At 71.5% G+C, this 18880-nt stretch carries 18 protein-coding genes and 1 tRNA gene; all 19 read left to right on the top strand.

All coding sequences use genetic code 11. The features are described from left to right. Window positions 1-5 precede the first annotated feature (5 nt). Complete coding sequence (locus ACWEN0_RS18990) at window positions 6-1313, top strand: glycoside hydrolase family 27 protein (protein ID WP_451974823.1); 1308 nt, start codon at window positions 6-8, stop codon at window positions 1311-1313. Window positions 1314-1477: 164 nt separating this feature from the next. Further along, complete coding sequence (locus ACWEN0_RS18985; RefSeq protein ID WP_451974821.1) at window positions 1478-2287, top strand: CoA transferase subunit A; 810 nt, start codon at window positions 1478-1480, stop codon at window positions 2285-2287. Continuing rightward, entirely contained in the window at window positions 2284-3042 is a 759-nt protein-coding gene (locus tag ACWEN0_RS18980) for a CoA-transferase subunit beta (protein WP_451975193.1), read from the top strand. Before ACWEN0_RS18985 ends, ACWEN0_RS18980 begins: the two co-directional genes overlap by 4 nt. Further along, window positions 3039-4220 carry a thiolase family protein gene (locus ACWEN0_RS18975; RefSeq protein WP_451974819.1) on the top strand — a complete coding sequence of 394 codons (1182 nt, stop codon included), beginning with the start codon at window positions 3039-3041 and terminating at the stop codon, window positions 4218-4220. Before ACWEN0_RS18980 ends, ACWEN0_RS18975 begins: the two co-directional genes overlap by 4 nt. 14 nt (window positions 4221-4234) lie before the next feature. Next, window positions 4235-4972 (top strand): protocatechuate 3,4-dioxygenase subunit beta, encoded by a 738-nt coding sequence (gene pcaH, locus ACWEN0_RS18970; protein WP_451974817.1) that lies wholly within the window; start codon window positions 4235-4237, stop codon window positions 4970-4972. After that, window positions 4969-5523, top strand: coding sequence for a protocatechuate 3,4-dioxygenase subunit alpha (pcaG, locus tag ACWEN0_RS18965; RefSeq protein ID WP_451974815.1), 555 nt, complete (start codon window positions 4969-4971; stop codon window positions 5521-5523). The genes pcaH and pcaG overlap by 4 nt, the downstream gene beginning before the upstream one ends. Next, window positions 5520-6323 (top strand): 3-oxoadipate enol-lactonase, encoded by an 804-nt coding sequence (gene pcaD, locus ACWEN0_RS18960; RefSeq protein ID WP_451974813.1) that lies wholly within the window; start codon window positions 5520-5522, stop codon window positions 6321-6323. Before pcaG ends, pcaD begins: the two co-directional genes overlap by 4 nt. Beyond that, window positions 6320-6724, top strand: a complete 405-nt coding sequence (pcaC, locus tag ACWEN0_RS18955) for a 4-carboxymuconolactone decarboxylase (protein ID WP_451974811.1) — start codon at window positions 6320-6322, stop codon at window positions 6722-6724. Before pcaD ends, pcaC begins: the two co-directional genes overlap by 4 nt. A gap of 10 nt (window positions 6725-6734) precedes the next feature. Further along, window positions 6735-7568, top strand: a complete 834-nt coding sequence (locus ACWEN0_RS18950) for an IclR family transcriptional regulator domain-containing protein (RefSeq protein WP_451974809.1) — start codon at window positions 6735-6737, stop codon at window positions 7566-7568. 34 nt (window positions 7569-7602) lie between these two features. Next, window positions 7603-8190 (top strand): nucleotidyltransferase family protein, encoded by a 588-nt coding sequence (locus ACWEN0_RS18945; RefSeq protein WP_451974807.1) that lies wholly within the window; start codon window positions 7603-7605, stop codon window positions 8188-8190. A 171-nt stretch (window positions 8191-8361) separates the two neighbouring features. Then, on the top strand, window positions 8362-9231 hold the full coding sequence (locus ACWEN0_RS18940) for an AAA family ATPase (protein WP_451974805.1): 870 nt from the start codon (window positions 8362-8364) through the stop codon (window positions 9229-9231). 261 nt (window positions 9232-9492) lie between these two features. Next, a tRNA-Arg gene (locus ACWEN0_RS18935) sits at window positions 9493-9566 on the top strand. 23 nt (window positions 9567-9589) lie between these two features. Further along, on the top strand, window positions 9590-10702 hold the full coding sequence (locus tag ACWEN0_RS18930; RefSeq protein WP_451974804.1) for a vWA domain-containing protein: 1113 nt from the start codon (window positions 9590-9592) through the stop codon (window positions 10700-10702). Continuing rightward, the gene (locus tag ACWEN0_RS18925) at window positions 10695-11807 is read left to right on the top strand and encodes an XdhC family protein (protein ID WP_451974802.1); all 1113 of its coding nucleotides are present in this window, start codon (window positions 10695-10697) and stop codon (window positions 11805-11807) included. The genes ACWEN0_RS18930 and ACWEN0_RS18925 overlap by 8 nt, the downstream gene beginning before the upstream one ends. A 261-nt stretch (window positions 11808-12068) precedes the next feature. Further along, entirely contained in the window at window positions 12069-12593 is a 525-nt protein-coding gene (locus tag ACWEN0_RS18920; protein ID WP_451974800.1) for a (2Fe-2S)-binding protein, read from the top strand. Further along, window positions 12593-15034 (top strand): xanthine dehydrogenase family protein molybdopterin-binding subunit, encoded by a 2442-nt coding sequence (locus ACWEN0_RS18915; RefSeq protein WP_451974798.1) that lies wholly within the window; start codon window positions 12593-12595, stop codon window positions 15032-15034. Before ACWEN0_RS18920 ends, ACWEN0_RS18915 begins: the two co-directional genes overlap by 1 nt. After that, the gene (locus ACWEN0_RS18910) at window positions 15031-15885 is read left to right on the top strand and encodes an FAD binding domain-containing protein (protein ID WP_451974796.1); all 855 of its coding nucleotides are present in this window, start codon (window positions 15031-15033) and stop codon (window positions 15883-15885) included. The genes ACWEN0_RS18915 and ACWEN0_RS18910 overlap by 4 nt, the downstream gene beginning before the upstream one ends. Before the next feature lie 87 nt (window positions 15886-15972). After that, window positions 15973-16692: an SRPBCC domain-containing protein gene (locus ACWEN0_RS18905; RefSeq protein WP_451974794.1), complete on the top strand. Its 720-nt coding sequence runs from the start codon at window positions 15973-15975 to the stop codon at window positions 16690-16692. 747 nt (window positions 16693-17439) lie between these two features. Continuing rightward, window positions 17440-18666, top strand: a complete 1227-nt coding sequence (locus ACWEN0_RS18900) for a diguanylate cyclase (RefSeq protein ID WP_451975191.1) — start codon at window positions 17440-17442, stop codon at window positions 18664-18666. Window positions 18667-18880: the final 214 nt, after the last annotated feature.

The following is an 18880-nucleotide window of genomic DNA, read 5'->3' as shown; positions in this document are numbered from 1 at the left end:
TTCCTTTGAAGCGCTTCTTTTCCGTCTTCCTCGCGGTGCTCGGTTTCCTGTCCTTCCTGGTGCCCGTGGCCGGCGCGCGGACGCCGTTCGTCAAGCCGTTCATGGGCTGGAGCAGCTGGAGTCTCGAGTCGTCGACCCGCGCGGGTTACGGCACTTCGTGGCTGAACGAGTCACACGTCCGCGACGCGGCCGGCGCGCTGGCGTCGAAGCTCAAGTCCGCGGGCTACACCTACGTCAACATCGACTCGGGCTGGAACGCCGACCTGTCGTGGGTCTTCCACACCGACGTCAACGGCATTCCGGCGCCTGATCCAGGCCGGTTTCCGTCCGGGATCCCGGCGCTGGCGTCCTACGTGCACTCGCTCGGGCTGAAGCTGGGTCTCTACTCCGTGACCGGCCTGGAGAAGGAGGTCTACGCCAAGAACGCGCCCATCCAGGGGACGACGTGCCACGCGCAGGACATCGCGTACCAGCCGTTGACGCCGTCGAACATGTGGGGCGGCAACTGGAAGGTCGACTTCTCGAAGCCGTGCGCGCAGAAGTACTACGACTCGATCGTGGCGCGCTTCGCGTCGTGGGGCGTCGACTTCGTCAAGGTCGACGGGACCACCGAGGACAACGTCGCCGACATCGCCGCTTGGTCCCGGGCGATCGACCACTCGGGACGGCCGATGTGGCTGACGGCCAGCGCGTGGCCGGTCCCGCGTGCGGCCGGGCCGTCGCTCGCTCCCTACGCGAACGGCGTGCGGGTGAACACCGACGTCGAGTGCTACTGCGACACCGTGTCCACCTGGGACAGCTCGGTGAAGGCGCGGTGGGCGGACCTGCCCGGCTGGCTCGGCGTGTTCGGCCCGCAGTACCGGCCCGACCTGGACTCGATGCCGATCAGCAACAACACGGGCTCCGGCATCCAGGACGGCATCTCCGACGTCGAGCGGCAGAGCATGATGACGTTCTGGTCGATGGCGTCTTCGCCGCTGTACGTCGGGGGAGACATCTATTTCCTGGACGCGTCCGCCGTGTCGATCCTGACGAATCCCGAGGTCATCCGGGTCGACCAGGCCGGCTCGTACCCGACGCGGGTGACCGGCGGCGACCACCAGGTGTGGAAGAAGCGCGCGCCCGACGGCAGCTGGTACGCGGCCGTCTACAACCTGGGTTCGACGCCCGCGGACATCACGGTGGACCTGGGTGTTCCCGGGGCCCGTCCCGTGCGTGACCTCGTCGCGCGCAAGGACCTCGGGCGGGCCCGGGGCTCGTGGACCGCGACCGCCGTCCCGCCACACGGCTCCCGGCTGGTCCGGATCGGCTGATTCTCGGCCTCGAAGGGGACTTTTCCCGTGCGAACGGCGGGAAAAGTCCCCTTCGTCGTGCGTGCGTCATCCATTGGGTGGAAGACGTCTGGTCGGCGCGCCGGTCGTCGTGCTATGTTCGGTGGCAGAACGAGTGTGCGTGATGCGAACAGTTTGGAGACGTGATGGCGGAGTTGCTGTCGCTCGAGGAGGCCGTGGGCCGGCTGGTGCACGACGGCGACACCGTCGCGCTCGAAGGCTTCACGCACCTCATCCCGGTCGCGGCCGGGCAGGAGATCATCCGGCAGCGCAAGCGTGGCCTGACGCTGGTGCGGATGACCCCGGACATCGTGTACGACCAGCTCATCGGCGCGGGCTGCGCGAGCAAACTGATCTTTTCGTGGGGCGGCAACCCCGGAGTCGGCTCGCTGCACCGCTTCCGTGACGCGGTCCAGCATGACTGGCCGGTGCCGCTGGAGATCGAGGAACACAGCCACGCGGGCATGGCGAACCGGTACGTGGCCGGCGCGTCCGGCCTGCCGTTCGCGGTGCTGCGCGGCTACACGGGCACCGACCTGCCGGGGCAGACCGACACGATCAAGCCGATCACGTGCCCGTTCACCGGCGAGCGGCTGACGGCGGTGCCGGCACTGAACCCGGACGTCACGATCGTCCACGCGCAGCGCGCCGACCGCGAGGGCAACGTCCAGATCTGGGGCATCACCGGCGTCCAGAAGGAAGCCGTCCTGGCGGCGAAGCGCTCGATCGTGACGGTCGAGGAGATCGTCGACGAGCTGGAACCCCGTCCGGGGGCGATCGTTCTCCCGGCCTGGGTGGTCACCGCGGTGGCCGAGGTCCCGGGCGGTGCGAAGCCGTCGTACGCGGCCGGGTACTACGAGCGGGACAACTCGGCGTACCAGGCGTGGGACGAGATCGGCCGCGACCGCGAGGAGTTCACGAAGTGGCTGAACGAGCTGACGGGGGTTTCGGCATGAGCGCCGGCTACACCGCCGACGAGATGATGAGCATCGCGGCGGCCCGTGCCCTCGGTGACGGCATGTCGTGCTTCGTCGGCATCGGCCTGCCCAGCAAGGCGGCCAACCTCGCCCGTCGCACGCACGCCCCGGACCTGACGCTGATCTACGAATCGGGCTGCCTGGGCGCGAAGCCGTCCCGGCTCCCGCTCTCGATCGGCGACGGCGAGCTGGCCGACACCTCCGACGCGGTGGTGAGCGTGCCGGAGGTGTTCAACTACTGGCTCCAGCCGGGCCGCATCGACGTCGGCTTCCTCGGTGCCGCCCAGCTGGACAAGTTCGGCAACATCAACACGACGGTGATCGGCTCGGACTACCACGACCCGAAGGTCCGCCTCCCGGGCGCGGGCGGTGCCCCGGAGATCGCGGCGTCGTGCGGCGAGGTGTTCATCGTGCTGCGCCAGAGCCCCCGGGCGTTCGTCGACAAGGTCGACTTCGTGACGTCGTTCGGCCACGGCTCGGGCAAGGGCGACCGCGAGAAGCTCGGCCTCCCCGGCAAGGGCCCGACGCTGGTCGTCACCGACCTCGGCCTGATGCGGCCGGACCCCGAGACGGCGGAGCTGACGCTGACCGAGCTCCACCCGGGTGTGGAGCTGGATCGCGCGGTGGCGGCGACGGGGTGGAAACTGAAGGTCGCCGACGACCTGAAGGTCACCCCCGCCCCGACCGAGCAGGAGCTCAAGGTGCTCCGAGACCTGGAGAAGGCAAGCGAATGACCGACGTCTACGTCCTCGACGCGATCCGCACCCCGTTCGGCCGCTACGGCGGCGCGCTGGCCGGCGTCCGCCCGGACGACCTGGCGGCCGGGGTGCTGCGCGCCCTGCAGTCCCGCAACGACCTCGACCCGTCCACAGTGGACGAGGTCGCCCTCGGCGACGCGAACGGCGCGGGGGAGGACAACCGCAACGTCGCGCGCATGGCGGCGCTGCTCGCGGGCTGGCCCACGAGCGTCCCGGGCACCACCGTGAACCGGCTCTGCGGTTCCGGTCTCGACGCGGTGATGCAGGCCAGCCGCGCGATCCAGGTCGGCGACGCGTCCCTGGTGGTCGCCGGCGGCGTCGAGTCGATGACTCGGTCGCCGTTGGTCATGCCCAAGCCGGAGAAGGCCTTCCCGGCCGGGAACCAGACGCTCTACAACACCGCGCTCGGCTGGCGCATGGTCAACCCGGCAATGCCGTCCCAGTGGACGATCTCGCTGGGGGAGTCCACCGAGAAGCTCGCCGAGCGCTACGGCATCGGCCGCGACGAGCAGGACGCCTTCGCCGCCTGCAGTCACGTCAACGCCGCCAAGGCGTGGGACGAGGGCTTCTACGACGACCTGGTCGTCCCGGTCGAAGGCGTCGACCTCGCCCGCGACGAGGGCATCCGCCCGGACTCCAGCCCCGAGAAGCTCGCCAAGCTGAAGCCGGCCTTCCGCAAGGAGAACGGCACCGTCACCGCGGGCAACGCCTCGCCGCTGAACGACGGCGCGTCGGCGCTGCTGCTCGGCGACGAAGCGAGCGCGAACCGGCTGAACGCGACTCCGCTGGCCCGCATCGCCGGTCGCGGCGCGGCGGGCGTCGACCCGGACGTGTTCGGCATCGGCCCGGTGCGCGCGGCGGAGATCGCCCTCGAGCGCGCCGGCATCGGCTGGGACGACCTGGCCGCCGTCGAGCTGAACGAGGCGTTCGCGGCGCAGTCGATCGCCTGCCTGCGCGACTGGAAGAAGCTCGACCCGGAGATCGTGAACACCCACGGCGGCGCGATCGCCATCGGCCACCCGCTCGGCGCGTCCGGCGGCCGGATCCTCGGCACCCTGGCACACGACCTGCACCGCCGCGGCGGTGGCTGGGGCCTGGCCGCCATCTGCATCGGCGTCGGCCAGGGCCTGGCCGTCGTCCTCGAAGGCCGGTAAGGGAGAGAACAAACGTGGCCACTCCGACCGAACTCAAGCTGCCGCGCTACGGGGAAGACCCCGAAGGCACGCATCCCCCGCTCGGCTACCCCGGCTACCGCTCGACGGCGCTGCGGCACCCGAAGCAGGAGCTCGTCCTGCTGCCGCAGATGCTGACCGAGGTCACCGGCCCGCTGCTCGGCCCCGGCCGGCTCGGCGAGCACGACAACGACCTCACCCGCCAGCACGCGGGGGAGCCGCAGGGCCAGCGGATCATCGTCACAGGCCGGCTGCTCGACGGCGACGGCCGCCCGGTGCGCGACTCGCTCGTCGAGATCTGGCAGGCGAACGCGGGCGGCCGCTACCGGCACACCGGCGACCGCTGGCCGTCCCCGCTCGACCCGAACTTCGACGGCCTCGGGCGCACCCTGACCGACAGCGACGGCCGCTACATGTTCACCACGATCAAGCCGGGCGCGTACCCGTGGAAGAACCACGACAACGCCTGGCGCCCGGCCCACATCCACTTCTCGGTGTTCGGCTCGGCGTTCACGCAGCGGCTGGTCACCCAGATGTACTTCCCGGACGACCCGCTCTTCTACCAGGACCCCATCTTCAACTCGATCCCCGACGAAAAGGCCCGTCAGCGCATGGTTTCGCGCTACGACCACGAGATCACGCAGGCCGAGTGGGCCCTCGGGTTCCAGTTCGACATCGTGCTGCGCGGGCCCGAGGCGTCGGTGTTCGAAGAGGAAGAGGACGAAGACGAATGACCAAGCTGCTCCCGACCCCTTCGCAGACCGTCGGCCCGTACCTGTCGATCGGGCTGCCCTGGCCCGACGGCCCGTACGTCGTGCCCGAGGGCACGCCCGGCGCGTTCTGGATCCGCGGCACGGTCCGTGACGGCAACGGCGACCCGATCCCGGACGCGATGATCGAGACGTGGCAAGCCGACTCCGACGGCGGCTTCCGCCACCCGGACGACCCGCGCGGCGAGGCGTCCGGCGACTTCCGCGGCTTCGGCCGCTGCCCGACCACGCCCGAGGGCACCTACGGGATCCTCACCCTGCTGCCAGGTGTCCTGCCCGGCGAAGGCGGTACCACGCAGGCCCCCCACATCGACGTCTCGGTGTTCGCGCGCGGCCTGCTCAACCGTTGCGTCACGCGGATCTACTTCGAAGACCAGGACAACTCGGAAGACCCGGTGCTGGCGACCGTCCCGGAGGACCGGCGAAGCACCCTGATCGCGTCGAAAACCGAGGACGGCTACCGCTTCGACGTGCGCCTCCAGGGCGAAGGCGAGACGGTGTTCTTCCGGGTATGACGAACGTGAACGGAGGTGACGTCGTGGGAGCCGTGCGGCTGCACCGGGTCGTCGAAGGGCCCGAAGACGGGCCGGTGGTGGTGTTCGGCGGGTCGCTCGGCAGCGACCTCCGGATGTGGGAACCCCAGGTCGTGCCGCTGCTGGAGCGCGGCTACCGCGTGGTCCGCTACGACACGCGTGGCCACGGCGCCTCGCCGGTGCCGCCGGGCCCGTACGACCTCGACGACTTGGGCGCCGACTTCCTCGCGTTGCTGGACGACCTCGAGGTCGGCACGGCGCACTTCGTCGGCCTGTCCCTCGGCGGGATGACCGGCATGTGGCTCGGCGTCCACGCGCCCGACCGGATCGCGAGCCTGGCGCTCTGCTGCACGTCGGCGAAGCTGGGGCCGCCGGAGATGTGGCGGGACCGGGCCCGGACGGTCCGCGAGGAGGGCACCGCCGCCGTGGCCGCGGCCGGCGTCGCCCGGTGGCTGACCCCGGCGTACGCCGGGAAGCACCCGGACCGCGCCGCGTACCTGCGATCCATGATCGCCGGGGTCCCGGCCGAGGGCTACGCGGCCTGCTGTGGCGCGATCGAGCGGATTGACCTGCTGGACGTGCTGCCGAAGATCACCGCGCCGACCCTGGTCATCGCGGGCGCCGAAGACCCGTCGACCCCACCGGAAGGGCACGGTGACCTGATCGCGGCCGGCATCCCGGGCGCGCGGATGGAGGTCGTGGCGGACGCCGCGCACCTGGGCAGCTACGAGCGGCCCGAGGAGTTCACCCGGCTGATCCTCGGGCACCTGGAGGCGAAGTGACGACCGAACGCCACGAGCAGGGCATGAAGGTCCGGCGCGAAGTGCTGGGCGACGAGCACGTCGACCGCGCGGTCGCGGGCACCACGGACTTCAGCCGCCCGTTCCAGGACTACATCACCGAGGGCGCGTGGGGCTCGGTGTGGTCGCGTGACGTCCTGGACCGCCGGACCCGCAGCTGCGTCACATTGGCGGCGCTGACTGCGCTGCAGGCGCACAACGAGCTGGCGATGCACGTCCGCGCGGCGGTCCGCAACGGCCTGACGGCGGCGGAGATCGGCGAGGTCCTGCTGCACACGGCGGTCTACGCGGGCGCACCGGCGGCGAACGCGGCGTTCGCCATCGCGCAGCGCACCCTGGCGGAGCTCGGCGAGCCGACGGCCCTGCCGTCCGACGCCGGATAGGCTGCCGGGCATGGACACGGGGAGGCCGCGGATCGAAGCCGAGCTCGACAGCGAGCCGGCGCACCGCGGCGCCCACCACGTCCAGTCGCTGGAGCGCGGCCTGGCGGTGATCAAGGCGTTCCACGCGGACGCGTCGGAGCTGACCCTGAGCGACGTCGCCCGCGCGACGGGCTTGACCCGCGCGGCGGCCCGCCGCTTCCTGCTGACCCTGACCGACCTGGGCTACGTCCGCACGGACGGCAAGTACTTCTCGCTCACGGCCCGGGTGCTGGAGCTGGGTTACGCGTACCTGTCGAGCATGACGCTGCCGGAGGTGGCCCAGCCCCACCTGGAACACCTGTCGGCACGGGTGCACGAGTCGAGCTCGGTCTCGGTCCTGGAGGGAACGGACATCGTCTACGTGGCGCGGGTGGCGGTCTCCCGCATCATGACGGTGAGCATCAACGTGGGCACCCGCTTCCCGGCGCACGCGACGTCGATGGGCCACGTCCTGCTGTCGGGCCTGAGCAAGGCGGAGCTGGAGGCGTACTTCCTGGTGGCGAAGCTCGACCGCCTCACCGACCGCACGGTGACGGCCCCGGAACGCCTGCGCGCAGAACTGGCGACGGTCGCCGGCCAGGGCTGGGCCATGGTGGACCAGGAGCTGGAGGAAGGCCTCCGCTCAGTGGCGGCCCCCATCCGCGACCGCAGAGGCCGGGTGGTGGCGGCGGTGAACCTGTCCACCCACGCGAGCCGCACGACGGCGGAGTCGGTGGAGAAGGACCTGGTCCCACCCCTGCTGGAAACGGCCCGGGCGATCGAAGCCGACCTGGCAGTGGGCGCACCGGGCCGAGCCCATGGCTGACCGGCCCCCACGTGCGTTCACCTCCGTCCCGCCCATGACCTCGGTCACCGAACCCGTCGCCGGGCTGCTGCTCGCCGCCGGGGCCGGCCGTCGCTTCGGTGGTCCCAAAGCCCTCGCCGAACTCGATGGCGAGCCGCTCGTGCTCCGGGCCCTGCGCACCCTCGATGCCGCCGGTTGCGCGCCGATCCGCGTCGTTCTCGGCGCGGCGGCCGACGAGGTCCGGGCGCTCCTGCCCGATCCTGGCCAGGCCGTGTTCGCCGAAGGCTGGGAAACCGGCATGGGCGCTTCGCTCAAAGCGGGCTTGGCGGCATTGTCCGAAGAGCCCGAACCCGTCGCGGCGGTGGTTCACCTGGTCGACCTGCCCTGGGTCGGCGCCGACATCCTGACCCGGGTCACGGCCGACGCGACCACGGAAACCGTCGCCCGCGCGGCTTACGACGGGGTCCCCGGCCACCCGGTCCTCCTCGGCCGCCACTGGTGGCCGCAAATCGCCGAAACCGCCCAAGGCGACCGCGGAGCCCGAGACTGGCTGGCCACTCGAGCCGACCTGACCCTCATCGAGTGCGCCGACCTGGGCAGCGGCCGCGACGTCGACCGCCGAGCCGACCTCCCCGGCCGCTGAGCCCAGCACTGACCCGCGCGGCCGAGAACCTGCCCGGCCCAGAAGCTGCCTGTTCGAGAACCTGCGCGGTCGAGAACCAGGGCCGGTCGCCGGAGGGCCGACCTGCCCGCAACTCGCTCCAGCCCCGCCGGTGAGCCGCGCGCGGGCGCGCGGCCGCCTACGATCGACTCCGTGACCGACTCGCCTGAAGAACTTGCCGCCGCTCTGGATGCGACCGGCTATCTTGCCGATGATGGGCTGGTGACCGCCGGGTTCCTCGCCCTGCGGATGGGGCGTCCGCTGTTCTGCGAAGGCGAACCCGGCACCGGCAAGACCTCGCTCGCCCTGGCCCTCGCCACCGCGCTCGGCCGGCCGCTCGTGCGCCTCCAGTGCCACGAGGGCATCGACGCCGCCCAGGCGCTGTACGAATGGGACTTTCCGCGCCAGCTCCTGCACCTGCGCGCGCTCGAAGCCGCCGGGGATGGGCGGGTCGATGTCGAGACCGCCGAGCGGTCGCTCTACACCGAACGCTTCCTGCTCGCCCGGCCGCTCCTGCAAGCCCTCATCACCGCGCCGTGCGTGCTGCTCGTCGACGAGATCGACCGCGCCGACGACGAGTTCGAAGCCTTCCTCCTGCAGCTGCTCGACGAGCACGCCGTCACCATCCCCGAGTACGGCGAAGTGCGTGCCGAAGAGCCGCCGCTCGTGGTGCTGACCTCGAACCGGACCCGCGAAGTGCACGACGCCCTCAAGCGCCGCTGCCTCTACCACTGGCTCGAACACCCCGACCTGGCGCGCGAGGTCACCATCCTGCGCCGGCGGATTCCCGACGTCGGCGAGCTGCTGGCCCGGCAGGTCGCCGAAGCCGTGCACCGCCTCCGCGAGATGGACCTGCTCAAGCCGCCGGGTGTGGCGGAATCGCTCGACTGGGCCCGTGCCCTGCTGGCCCTGCACCGCGACGAGCTCGACGCGGCATCGGCGGCCCGCACCCTCGGCGCCGTCCTGAAGTACAGCGAGGACCTCGACCGGGTCCGCGCGAAACTCGACGCCCTGTTCGCCTGAGTCCACAGTGGACCGTCGGTAATTGCGTTGACCCCGGTGCGGGCGCTCCGGCATCCTTTTCCCAGCACAGCAGGCAACACCCCGAAAGGAGGAGATCGTGACCGAAACCCGGAAGCACCGATGCGGCGCGATCTCCCGTGCCGTTCGCTGAATCTTCCTGAAGGCTCTTCGCGCCCACCCCTCGCTACCTCGGGTCGGCCGCGGCGAAGAGCGCGGTCTGCGCGGCACGTCCGGGGAGGGACGCTCGCGCAGGCCGCCCCCGTCCCGGTAGCTCAGCCGGACAGAGCGCGGCGCTACGAACGCCGAGGTCCGAGGTTCGACTCCTCGCCGGGACGCCGAGAAAGCGCACAATGGAGTCATGACCACCGCCGCCGACCCCGTCGCCGGGTATGCCGGCTTCGCCGCCGCGCTGCGCGAAGCCGGGGTTGCCTGCGACGCGCACCGCGTCCAGGCCTACCTGAGCGCCGTCGGTGAGATCGACGTCGCCGAACCCACCCAGCTCTACTGGGCGGGACGGCTGACGCTGTGCTCCAGCCCCGACGACCTCCCGTGCTACGAAGAGGCCTTCAGCCAGTGGTTTTCCATCGAAACCACCAAGCCGCAGCGCGCGAAGGCCGCCGCGCCGAAGCAGGCGCGGATCGCGCCGCTCGTCGATGCCGAGGGCGGGGACGCCGACGGCGGGGACGGCCCCGACCAGCTGAAAGTCGCCGCGAGCGCCCAAGAGGTGCTGCGCCACCGGGACCTCGCCGAGCTGACCACGGCCGAACGCGAGCACCTCCGCGAACTCCTCGCCACGCTCCGGCCGGCGCCGCCGAACCGGCCCGCCGCCCGGAAGACGCCGTCGCGGCGCGGCCGGCTCGATCCCTCCCGGACCCTGCGGGCGATGCTCGCCAGCGGCGGTGAGCCCCTGAAGCTCGCGCACGTCCGGCGCGGCAGCAGGCCGCGCCGGGTCGTGCTGCTCATCGACGTCTCCGGCTCGATGAGCCCGTACGCCGACTCGCTGCTGCGGTTCGCCCACGTCCTGACGCGGTGCGCGCCGCAGTCCGTCGAGGTCTTCACCCTCGGCACGAGGCTGACGCGGGTTTCGCGCCAGCTGCGCCAGCGCGACCCGGAACGAGCGATGCTCGCGGCCGGATCGGCGGTGCCGGACTTCGCCGGCGGCACCCGGCTCGGCGAGACGCTGCAGGCGTTCCTCGACCGCTGGGGCCAGCGCGGTGTCGCGCGCCGCGCGGTGGTCACCGTGTTCTCCGACGGCTGGGAACGCGGCGACACCAGCCTGCTCGGCGAACAGCTCGCCCGCCTGCGCCGGCTCGCGCACGCCGTATTCTGGGTGAATCCGCACGCCGGCCGGGCGGGGTACGCTCCGGTCCAGTCGGGCATCGTGGCCGCGCTGCCCCACATCGACCGGCTGCTGGCCGGGCACACCCTGGCCACTTTGGAACGACTGCTCGGGGAGATTTCCGATGCGTGACGTACTCGACGACGTGTTCCGCCGCTGGTCCGACGGGGAAACCGTCGGACTCGGCACCGTGGTCGCCACCTTCTCGTCGGCGCCCCGCGCGCCCGGTGCCGCGATGGTCGTCGCGCCGGACGGCACGGTGGCCGGCAGCGTCTCCGGCGGCTGCGTCGAAGGCGCCGTCTACGAGCTCGCGCAGGAGGTCGTCGCCGAACGCAAGCCGGTGCTGCAGCGCTACGGCGTCACCGACGACGACGCGTTCGCGGTGGGCCTGACCTGCGGCGGGATCATCGACATCTACGTCGAGCACGTGGACCGCGCGTCCATGCCGGAGCTCGGCGACGTCGTCGCCTCGGTGCGCGGTGGCGAGCCCGTCGCGGTCGTCACGGTCATCGAACACGAGCGCGAAGGCCTGGTCGGCGAGCACATGATCGTGTGGCCGGACCGCACGGCCGGCTCGCTGGGGTCGTCGCGGATGGACGACGCGGTGGCCGACGACGCGCGCGGCCTGCTGGCCAGCGGCCGCACCGGCACCCTGCACTACGGCCCGGACGGGCAGCGCCGCGGCGAGGGGATGGCGGTGTTCGTCAACTCCTTCGAGCCGCCGCCCCGGCTGCTCGTGTTCGGCGCGATCGACTTCGCGGCCGCGATGGCGCGCATGGGCGGCTACCTCGGCTACCAGGTCACGGTGTGCGACGCGCGGCCCGTTTTCGCCACCAGCAGCCGGTTCCCGGACGCGCACGAGGTCGTCGTCGACTGGCCGCACCGCTACCTGAAGGCGGAGGCCGAGGCGGGCCGGATCGACCAGCGCACGGCGATCGCGGTGCTGACCCACGATCCCAAGTTCGACGTGCCGCTGCTGGAGGTCGCGCTGCGCCTGGAGGTCGGCTACGTCGGCGCGATGGGCTCCCGCAAGACGCACGACGACCGCTTCGCCCGCCTGCGCGAAGCCGGGATCACCGAGGCGGAGCTGGAGCGGCTGTCGTCGCCGATCGGCCTCGACCTGGGCGCCCGCACGCCGGAGGAGACGGCCGTTTCGATCGCGGCGGAGATCATCGCGCTGCGGTGGGGCGGGGGCGGCAAGCGGCTCGCCGAACTGACCGGGCGCATCCACGGCTGAACTGTCCGGCGGGACCGCTTCCCCCGGTCGTCGGCGGCGGATCGCGACCGCTCGGCGCGGTTCGGATGCCCCACAAAAGTTCACCCATCCGGATTTCCGCAGATGCGGCTTTCCCTTGTGGATCGCCGCGCATCTGCGGAACAGGTAGTTGAACGTGTGACATCAGGACTTGTCCGCGCGAAGGTCGCGTAGCACGCTCGGAGGTCTGTGAGCCCGATCACGGTCGGGCAGGCCGCTCCCGAACCGGCTTTTGGAGGCCTGATGCGCATCACCGTCACTGTCGACGGGACGAAGTACACCGACGAAGTCGAGCCCCGCACGCTGCTCGTCCACCACCTGCGCGAAAAACTCGGCAAGGTCGGCACCGTCGTCGGCTGCGACACCAGCAACTGCGGCGCCTGCACCGTCCACCTCGACGGGCACAGCGTGAAGTCCTGCTCCGTCCTGGCCGTGCAGGCCGACGGCTGCGAGGTCACCACCATCGAAGGCCTCGCCCGCGACGGCGAGCTGCACCCCGTCCAGAAGGCCTTCAACGACAACCACGCGCTGCAGTGCGGGTTCTGCACGCCCGGCATGATCATGCAGTCGATCGACCTGCTGGCCGACAACCCCGATCCCGACGAGCAGGCCGTCCGCGAAGGTCTCGAAGGCAACCTGTGCCGGTGCACCGGCTACCAGAACATCGTCCGCGCGGTCCGGGACGCCGCGCAGCACATGAGTCCCGGCGCCGGCCCCGAAGCCGAACGCATCGCCGAGAACAAGCACGTCGGTGTGGGTGGTGACTGATGACCGCCACGATCGAACCCGAGGTCGGCAAGTCCCGCCGCCGCAAGGAGGACGAGCGGCTGATCACCGGCCGCACCCGCTGGACCGACAACCTCACGCTGCCGGGCCTGCTGCACATGGCGGTCCTGCGCAGCCCGTTCGCGCACGCCAAGATCGTCTCGATCGACACGTCGGCGGCCAAGAGCGCGCCCGGCGTCATCGCCGTCTACACGGGCAAGGACCTTGACCCGGATGGCGCGGTCGGCATGCCCTGCGCGTGGCCGATCACGCCGGACATGAAGGCACCGCGCCGCCCGGTGCTCGCCGCCGACACGGTCAACTTCGCCGGTGAGGGCGTCGCGGTCGTCGTCGCGCGGTCGTCCGCCGAAGCGCACGACGCGCTCGAGGAGATCGACGTCGAGTACGACGAGCTGCCCGTCGTCCTCGACATGGAAGCCGCGATCGCCGACGGCGCCCCGCTCGTCCACGAGGACCTGGGCACCAACACGAGCGCGGTCTGGAAGTTCGACTCCGCGGAGGCGGGCACCGGCGGCAACGTCGAGGACGCGATCAGCTCGTCCGAGGTCGTCCTCAAACGCCGCTTCCGCCAGCAGCGCCTGGTCCCGGCGTTCATGGAGCCGCGTGCCTGCGTCGTCGACCCGACCGGCACCCAGATCACCATGTGGTCGGCCACCCAGGTGCCGCACATCCTGCGCGTGATGTCGGCGCTGACGCTCGGCATCCCCGAGCACAAGCTGCGCGTGATCGCCCCGGACGTCGGCGGCGGCTTCGGCGGCAAGATCGGCGTCCTGCCGGAAGAGATGATGTCGCTGCTGGTCGCGCAGAAGCTCGGCAAGCCGGTCAAGTGGAACGAGACGCGGTCGGAGACCATGCTCGCCGCGCACCACGGCCGCGACCAGATCCAGGACATCACCATCTCCGCGACGCGTGACGGCCAGGTCACCGGCCTCAAGGTCGAGCTGCTCGCCAACCTCGGCGCGTACAACGGCCTCGTCGGCCCCGGTGTGCCGATCCTCGGCGCGTTCATGTTCAACGCGATCTACAAGTTCCCGGCGTACCACTTCGCGTGCACCAACGTGTACACGACGACGACGCTGACCGACGCCTACCGCGGCGCCGGCCGCCCGGAGGCGACGTTCGCGATCGAGCGGATCATGGACGAGCTCGCCGTCGAGCTCGGCATGGACCCGATGGAGCTGCGCGAGAAGAACTGGATCAAGCACGAGGAGTTCCCGTTCACCACGGTGTGCGGGCTGACCTACGACTCCGGCAACTACGAGGCCGCCACCGAGAAGGCCAAGCAGCTCTTCGACTACGACGGCCTGCGTGCCGAACAGGCGAAGCGCCGTGAGTCGGGCGACAAGGTGCAGCTCGGCATCGGCATCTCGACGTTCACCGAGATGTGCGGGCTCGCGCCGTCGCGGGTGCTCGGCTCGCTGGACTACGGCGCCGGCGGCTGGGAGTACGCGTCCATCCGGATGCTGCCCACCGGCAAGGTCGAGGTCACCACGGGCGCGTCCGCGCACGGCCAGGGCCACGAGACGGCGTGGAGCCAGATCGTCGCCGACCAGCTGGGCGTCGCGTTCGAGGACGTCGAGATCCTGCACGGCGACACGCAGTCGTCGCACAAGGGCATGGACACCTACGGGTCGCGGTCGCTGGTGGTCGGCGGGATCGCCGTCATCAAGGCCGCCGAGAAGGTCGTCGCCAAGGCGAAGCCGATCGCGGCGCACCTGCTCGAATGCGCCGAGGACGACCTCGAGTTCGCCGGCGGCAAGTTCACCGTCAAGGGCACCGACACGTCCACCACCCTGGGCGACGTCGCGCTCGCGGTCTTCGCGGCGCACAACCTGCCCGACGGGATCGAGCCGTCGCTCGACTCGGACGCGACGTTCGACCCGGAGAACTTCTCGTTCCCGCACGGCACGCACCTGTGCGCCGCCGAGGTGGACACCGAGACGGGCCGGATCAAGCTGCGCTCGTACGTCTGCGTCGACGACGTCGGCGTCGCCGTGAACCCGCTGATCGTCGAGGGCCAGGTGCACGGCGGGCTCGCGCAGGGCATCGCGCAAGCGCTGTTCGAGGGCACGGAGCACGACGACAGCGGGACGCTCACCACGGGCACGTTCGCCGACTACCTGCTGCCGTCGGCGGCCGACCTGCCGTCGTTCACCACCGACCGCACGGAGACGCCGGCGACGTCCAACCCGCTCGGCGCCAAGGGCGTCGGCGAGGCGGGCACCATCGCCTCCACCCCGGCGGTGGTCAACGCGGTGATCGACGCGGTGCGGCACTTCGGCGTGAACGACATCGAGATGCCGTTGACGCCGATGCGGGTGTGGCACGCCATCCAGCACGGCACGACCGACGCGGGCGGCCCCGGCCGCTCCGAAGCCGGCGGCGGGCTCGGCTCCATCGACGCTTCCGGAGGTGCGCAGTGATCCCGGCTTCCTTCGACTACGTCCGCCCGTCCACAGTGGACGAAGCGGTGCAGGCCCTGGCGGCGGCGGGCGAGGACGCCAAGGTGCTGGCCGGCGGGCAGAGCCTGCTGCCGGTGCTGCGGATGCGGCTCGCCGCGCCGACGACTCTGATCGACCTCGGGCGCGTCGCGGAGCTTCGCGGCGTGCGGGAGGAGGGCGACGAGCTGGTCATCGGCTCGATGACCACGCACTATGACGTCCAGCGGGACGCGTTGGTGGCCGAGCACGCGGCGTTGCTCAAAGAGGCGACAGACACGGTGGCCGACCCGCAGATCCGCCACCGCGGGACGTTGGGCGGCGCGATCGCGCACGCCGACCCGGCCGGGGACCTCCTCGCGCCGGTGCTGGCGCTGGACGCGTCGCTGGTGGTGGCCGGCCCTTCGGGGCGCCGGACGGTGCCGGCCGCGGAGTTCTTCCAGGACCTGTTCACGACGGCGCTCGCGCCGGACGAGCTGCTGGTCGAGGTCCGCGTGCCCAAGCACACCGGGTGGCGGGCGCACTACGAGAAGTTCAACCGGGTCGCCCAGGCGTGGTCGATGGTCGCGGTCGCGGTCACCGTCCGCACCGAGGCGGGGGTCATCGAGGAGGCCAGGGTCGCGCTGACCAACATGGGCTCCACACCGATCCGCGCCTCGGGCGTCGAAGCTGCGCTGGTCGGCGTCCAGGCCTCGGCCGACGCGATCCGCGCGGCGGCGTCCCACGCCGCGGAAGGTACGAACCCGCCGGTCGACAGCAACGCCGACGTCGAATACCGCCGTCACCTGGCCGAGGTGCTGACGGGTCGCGCGATCGCGGCGGCGGCCGGGGCCTGACGCTCCGGGTTCGCCACCCTGGCCGCCGTCGCGGCGGCGGCTAGGGTGGGGACCGGACCCGTCCGTCATCAGGAAGGAGGTCGGCCCGTGCGGCTCGACCACGAATTCACCGTCCCGGCTCCGATCGGCGAGGTCTGGCAGGCGGTCGTCGACCCCGAGCGCGTCGCCCCGTGCATGCCGGGAGCCACGCTGACCAAGGTCGAAGGCGACCGTTTCAGCGGCACGGTGAAGGTCAAGCTCGGGCCGATTTCCCTGCTGTACAAGGGCAACGGCGAGTTCCTCGAGAAGCACGAAGCCGGCCACAAGGTCACGATCAAGGCCTCGGGCAAGGACGCGCGCGGAGCGGGCACAGCGGCGGCGACGGTGACCTTGACGCTGACGGAGACCGACGGCGGAACCCACGGCGCGGTGGCCACGGACCTGTCGATCACGGGCAAGCCGGCCCAGTTCGGCCGCGGCCTGATCACCGAGGTGGGCGGCAAGATCCTGGACACGTTCGCGGGGTGTTTGTCGGGCAAACTGGCCCCCGCGGCCGAGCCGGCGGCCGCGCCCGCTCCTGCTCCCGAGCCGGTGGCCACGCCGGAGCCGGCGGTGAAGCCGGCCCCGACGACACCGGAGATCAACACGGACCCGAAGCCGGCGCCGGAGCGCCCGGCGCTGCGAAGCGTCCCGGCAGCCCCCGAGACCGAGGCGATCGACCTGCTGGACTATGCGGGAGAGTCCGTGGTGAAGCGGCTGGTGCCGGTGCTGGTCGGCATTGCCGCGGTGGTCGGTTTGGTGGCGATCATTCGCGCGCTGCGGAAGTAGGCTTCGCCGCGCGGAGTTGGCTTCGCGACGTGCGGTTGCTCGCGCTGTTGCGCTGGACCGCCCCGCTGCCTGCGCTGCTGGCCTGGCGCTGCGCTGCCCTACGCCGCGACGCGGGGTGGGTGCTGCGGTATGCGGTTGTCGCGCCGCTGCGGTGCCCCGACCGCCCGTTGCACCGCCGTGCTGTGCCGCCGCGCGGAGTTGACGTTGCGGCGTGCGGGTGCCCGCGTTGCTGCGCGGCCCTGCTCGCCCGACCGCCCGTTGCACCGCCCTGCTGCGCCGCCGCGCGGAGTTGGCGTTGCGGTGTGTGGTTGCCCGTGTTGCTGCGCGGCTCTGCTCGCCCGACCGCCCGTTGCACCGCCGCGCGTAGGTGGCCCCGCGACGGGTGTTCGCGCTGCGGCCAGTAACGCATCGCCGCCGCCGTGGTGGGTTCTGCACGCGAGCCGGGGCGCTCAGGCCGGACCGGGCGCGGCTGCGGGTGTCTTGGTCGATGATCCGCTCGTGGGGCGCTGAGCTGCGCTGATCTACCCTGCGCGTGTCTTTGGGCAGGGGCGTTGCCCGCAATTCGCCCGGACTGGCGACGCGCGTCGTTGGAACGGCTACGCTGGGCTACCTGGTCGGCCGAACTTCGCGCAAGGGGTACGTCACGATGCCGGTCCGTCACTTCTGTGGCTTCGGCTCTTGAGAGCCCAGGCCGCCGTGCGCCGGGAAGCGCTTTCCGCCTGGCCGGGCTGGCCCGCGCGCTGGGAAATGTGGGGCGGCGCGAAGAACCGCTGGATCACCTACGCCCTCGGCTGTGAACTCGTCGCCGTCCTCGCCACCGGGACCGCGCTCGTCACCGGGTTCGGCGGGCCCGTGCGGCTGGTGTGGTTCGCCGTGCTCGTCGCGCTCGGCGTGGCCCAGGCCGAGATGTCGCGCCGGATCGAGCGGCTGCGACGGTGGATGAGCGGGCAGACGCACATCAACGTCACCTCCGTCTGGTACCTCGCGGGCGTCGTCCTGCTGCCGCCCGCCTGGGTCGCGCTGCTCGCCGTCGTGCTCTACACCCACCTGTGGGTGCGCGTGTGGCGTCAGGTCCGGACGCGGCCCGCGCACCGCTTCGTCGCGAGCACGGCTTGGGCGATGCTCTCGTGCTTTGCCGCTTCGTCCGTGCTCGCGGTCTCGGGGCTGCACGGCTCTCAGATGCAGACCGCGCGCGGGTTGATTGCGCTCTGCCTGGCCGCCGCGGTGTTCGAGCTGGTCAACGTCGGTCTCGTCGCCGCCGGGATCTACCTCTACACGAGCCAGCGCTCGGCCGCGGACCTGATCGGCACCTGGGAGGACAACGCGTTCGAGCTGGCGACGCTCTGCCTCGGTGGCCTCGCCGCGCTGGCGCTCGTCGAACAGCCGGTGCTCGTGGTGTTCGTCGTCGCGCCCCTGCTGCTCCTGCACCGCTACCTGCTGCTGAAGCAACAGCTGCAGGTCACGGCCGTCACCGACGAGAAGACCGGACTGCTCAACACTGCCGGCTGGCACGAGTCCGCGGTCCGCGAGCACGCCCGTGTCCTGCGCCGGGGTGCCACCGGCAGCGGCTTCGCGGTGCTGATGATCGATCTCGACCACTTCAAGCGCATCAACGACACCTACGGCCACCTGACCGGCGACGACGTCCTGGCTGCCGTCGCGGTCGCGATCTCCGGCTCGGTGCGCCAGGGCGACACGGTCGGGCGGTTCGGCGGCGAGGAGTTCGTCGTGCTGCTGCCGGGGATCGGCCGCGCCGACGTGCTCGGGATCGCCGAGCGCGTGCGGGTGGCGGTGGGGGAGCTGAACGTCGTGATCTCGACGGGCAGCGGCACCGTCCGGGTGAGCGGCCTGTCGGTGTCCATCGGGGTCGCGCAGTACCCGGACGCCGGGCCGGCGCTGGATGACGTTCTGCGGGCCGCCGATGCCGCTTTGTACCGCGCCAAGGAGGCCGGGCGGAATCGCGTGGCGGTGTGAGGGGCCGTAGCGGGTTGGCGAGGCCAGGCGGGTGGCGACGTCAGGTGGGTTGGCGACGCCGGGTGGGTGGCAACGTCGGGTCGGTTGGCGGCGCAGGGTGGGTTGGCGAGGCCAGGCGGGTTGGCGAGGCCAGGCGGGTGGCGACGCTGGGTGAGTGGCGACACCTGGGCATGAGGGAAAGCCGCGCCGTGTGATGTACGGCGCGAAATACCCT

Source organism: Amycolatopsis sp. NPDC004378 (assembly GCF_053602455.1).
This window is presented reverse-complemented; position numbering and strand designations above follow the sequence as displayed.

Bases quoted from the DNA above. Each gene is read 5' to 3' on its own strand.
- ACWEN0_RS18985 (WP_451974821.1), top strand. From the start codon at position 1,478: ATGGCGGAGTTGCTGTCGCTCGAGGAGGCCGTGGGCCGGCTGGTGCAC.
- ACWEN0_RS18980 (WP_451975193.1), top strand. From the start codon at position 2,284: ATGAGCGCCGGCTACACCGCCGACGAGATGATGAGCATCGCGGCGGCC.
- ACWEN0_RS18975 (WP_451974819.1), top strand. From the start codon at position 3,039: ATGACCGACGTCTACGTCCTCGACGCGATCCGCACCCCGTTCGGCCGC.
- pcaG (WP_451974815.1), top strand. From the start codon at position 4,969: ATGACCAAGCTGCTCCCGACCCCTTCGCAGACCGTCGGCCCGTACCTG.
- pcaD (WP_451974813.1), top strand. From the start codon at position 5,520: ATGACGAACGTGAACGGAGGTGACGTCGTGGGAGCCGTGCGGCTGCAC.
- ACWEN0_RS18950 (WP_451974809.1), top strand. From the start codon at position 6,735: ATGGACACGGGGAGGCCGCGGATCGAAGCCGAGCTCGACAGCGAGCCG.
- ACWEN0_RS18945 (WP_451974807.1), top strand. From the start codon at position 7,603: ATGACCTCGGTCACCGAACCCGTCGCCGGGCTGCTGCTCGCCGCCGGG.
- ACWEN0_RS18930 (WP_451974804.1), top strand. From the start codon at position 9,590: ATGACCACCGCCGCCGACCCCGTCGCCGGGTATGCCGGCTTCGCCGCC.
- ACWEN0_RS18925 (WP_451974802.1), top strand. From the start codon at position 10,695: ATGCGTGACGTACTCGACGACGTGTTCCGCCGCTGGTCCGACGGGGAA.
- ACWEN0_RS18920 (WP_451974800.1), top strand. From the start codon at position 12,069: ATGCGCATCACCGTCACTGTCGACGGGACGAAGTACACCGACGAAGTC.
- ACWEN0_RS18915 (WP_451974798.1), top strand. From the start codon at position 12,593: ATGACCGCCACGATCGAACCCGAGGTCGGCAAGTCCCGCCGCCGCAAG.
- ACWEN0_RS18900 (WP_451975191.1), top strand. From the start codon at position 17,440: ATGTGGGGCGGCGCGAAGAACCGCTGGATCACCTACGCCCTCGGCTGT.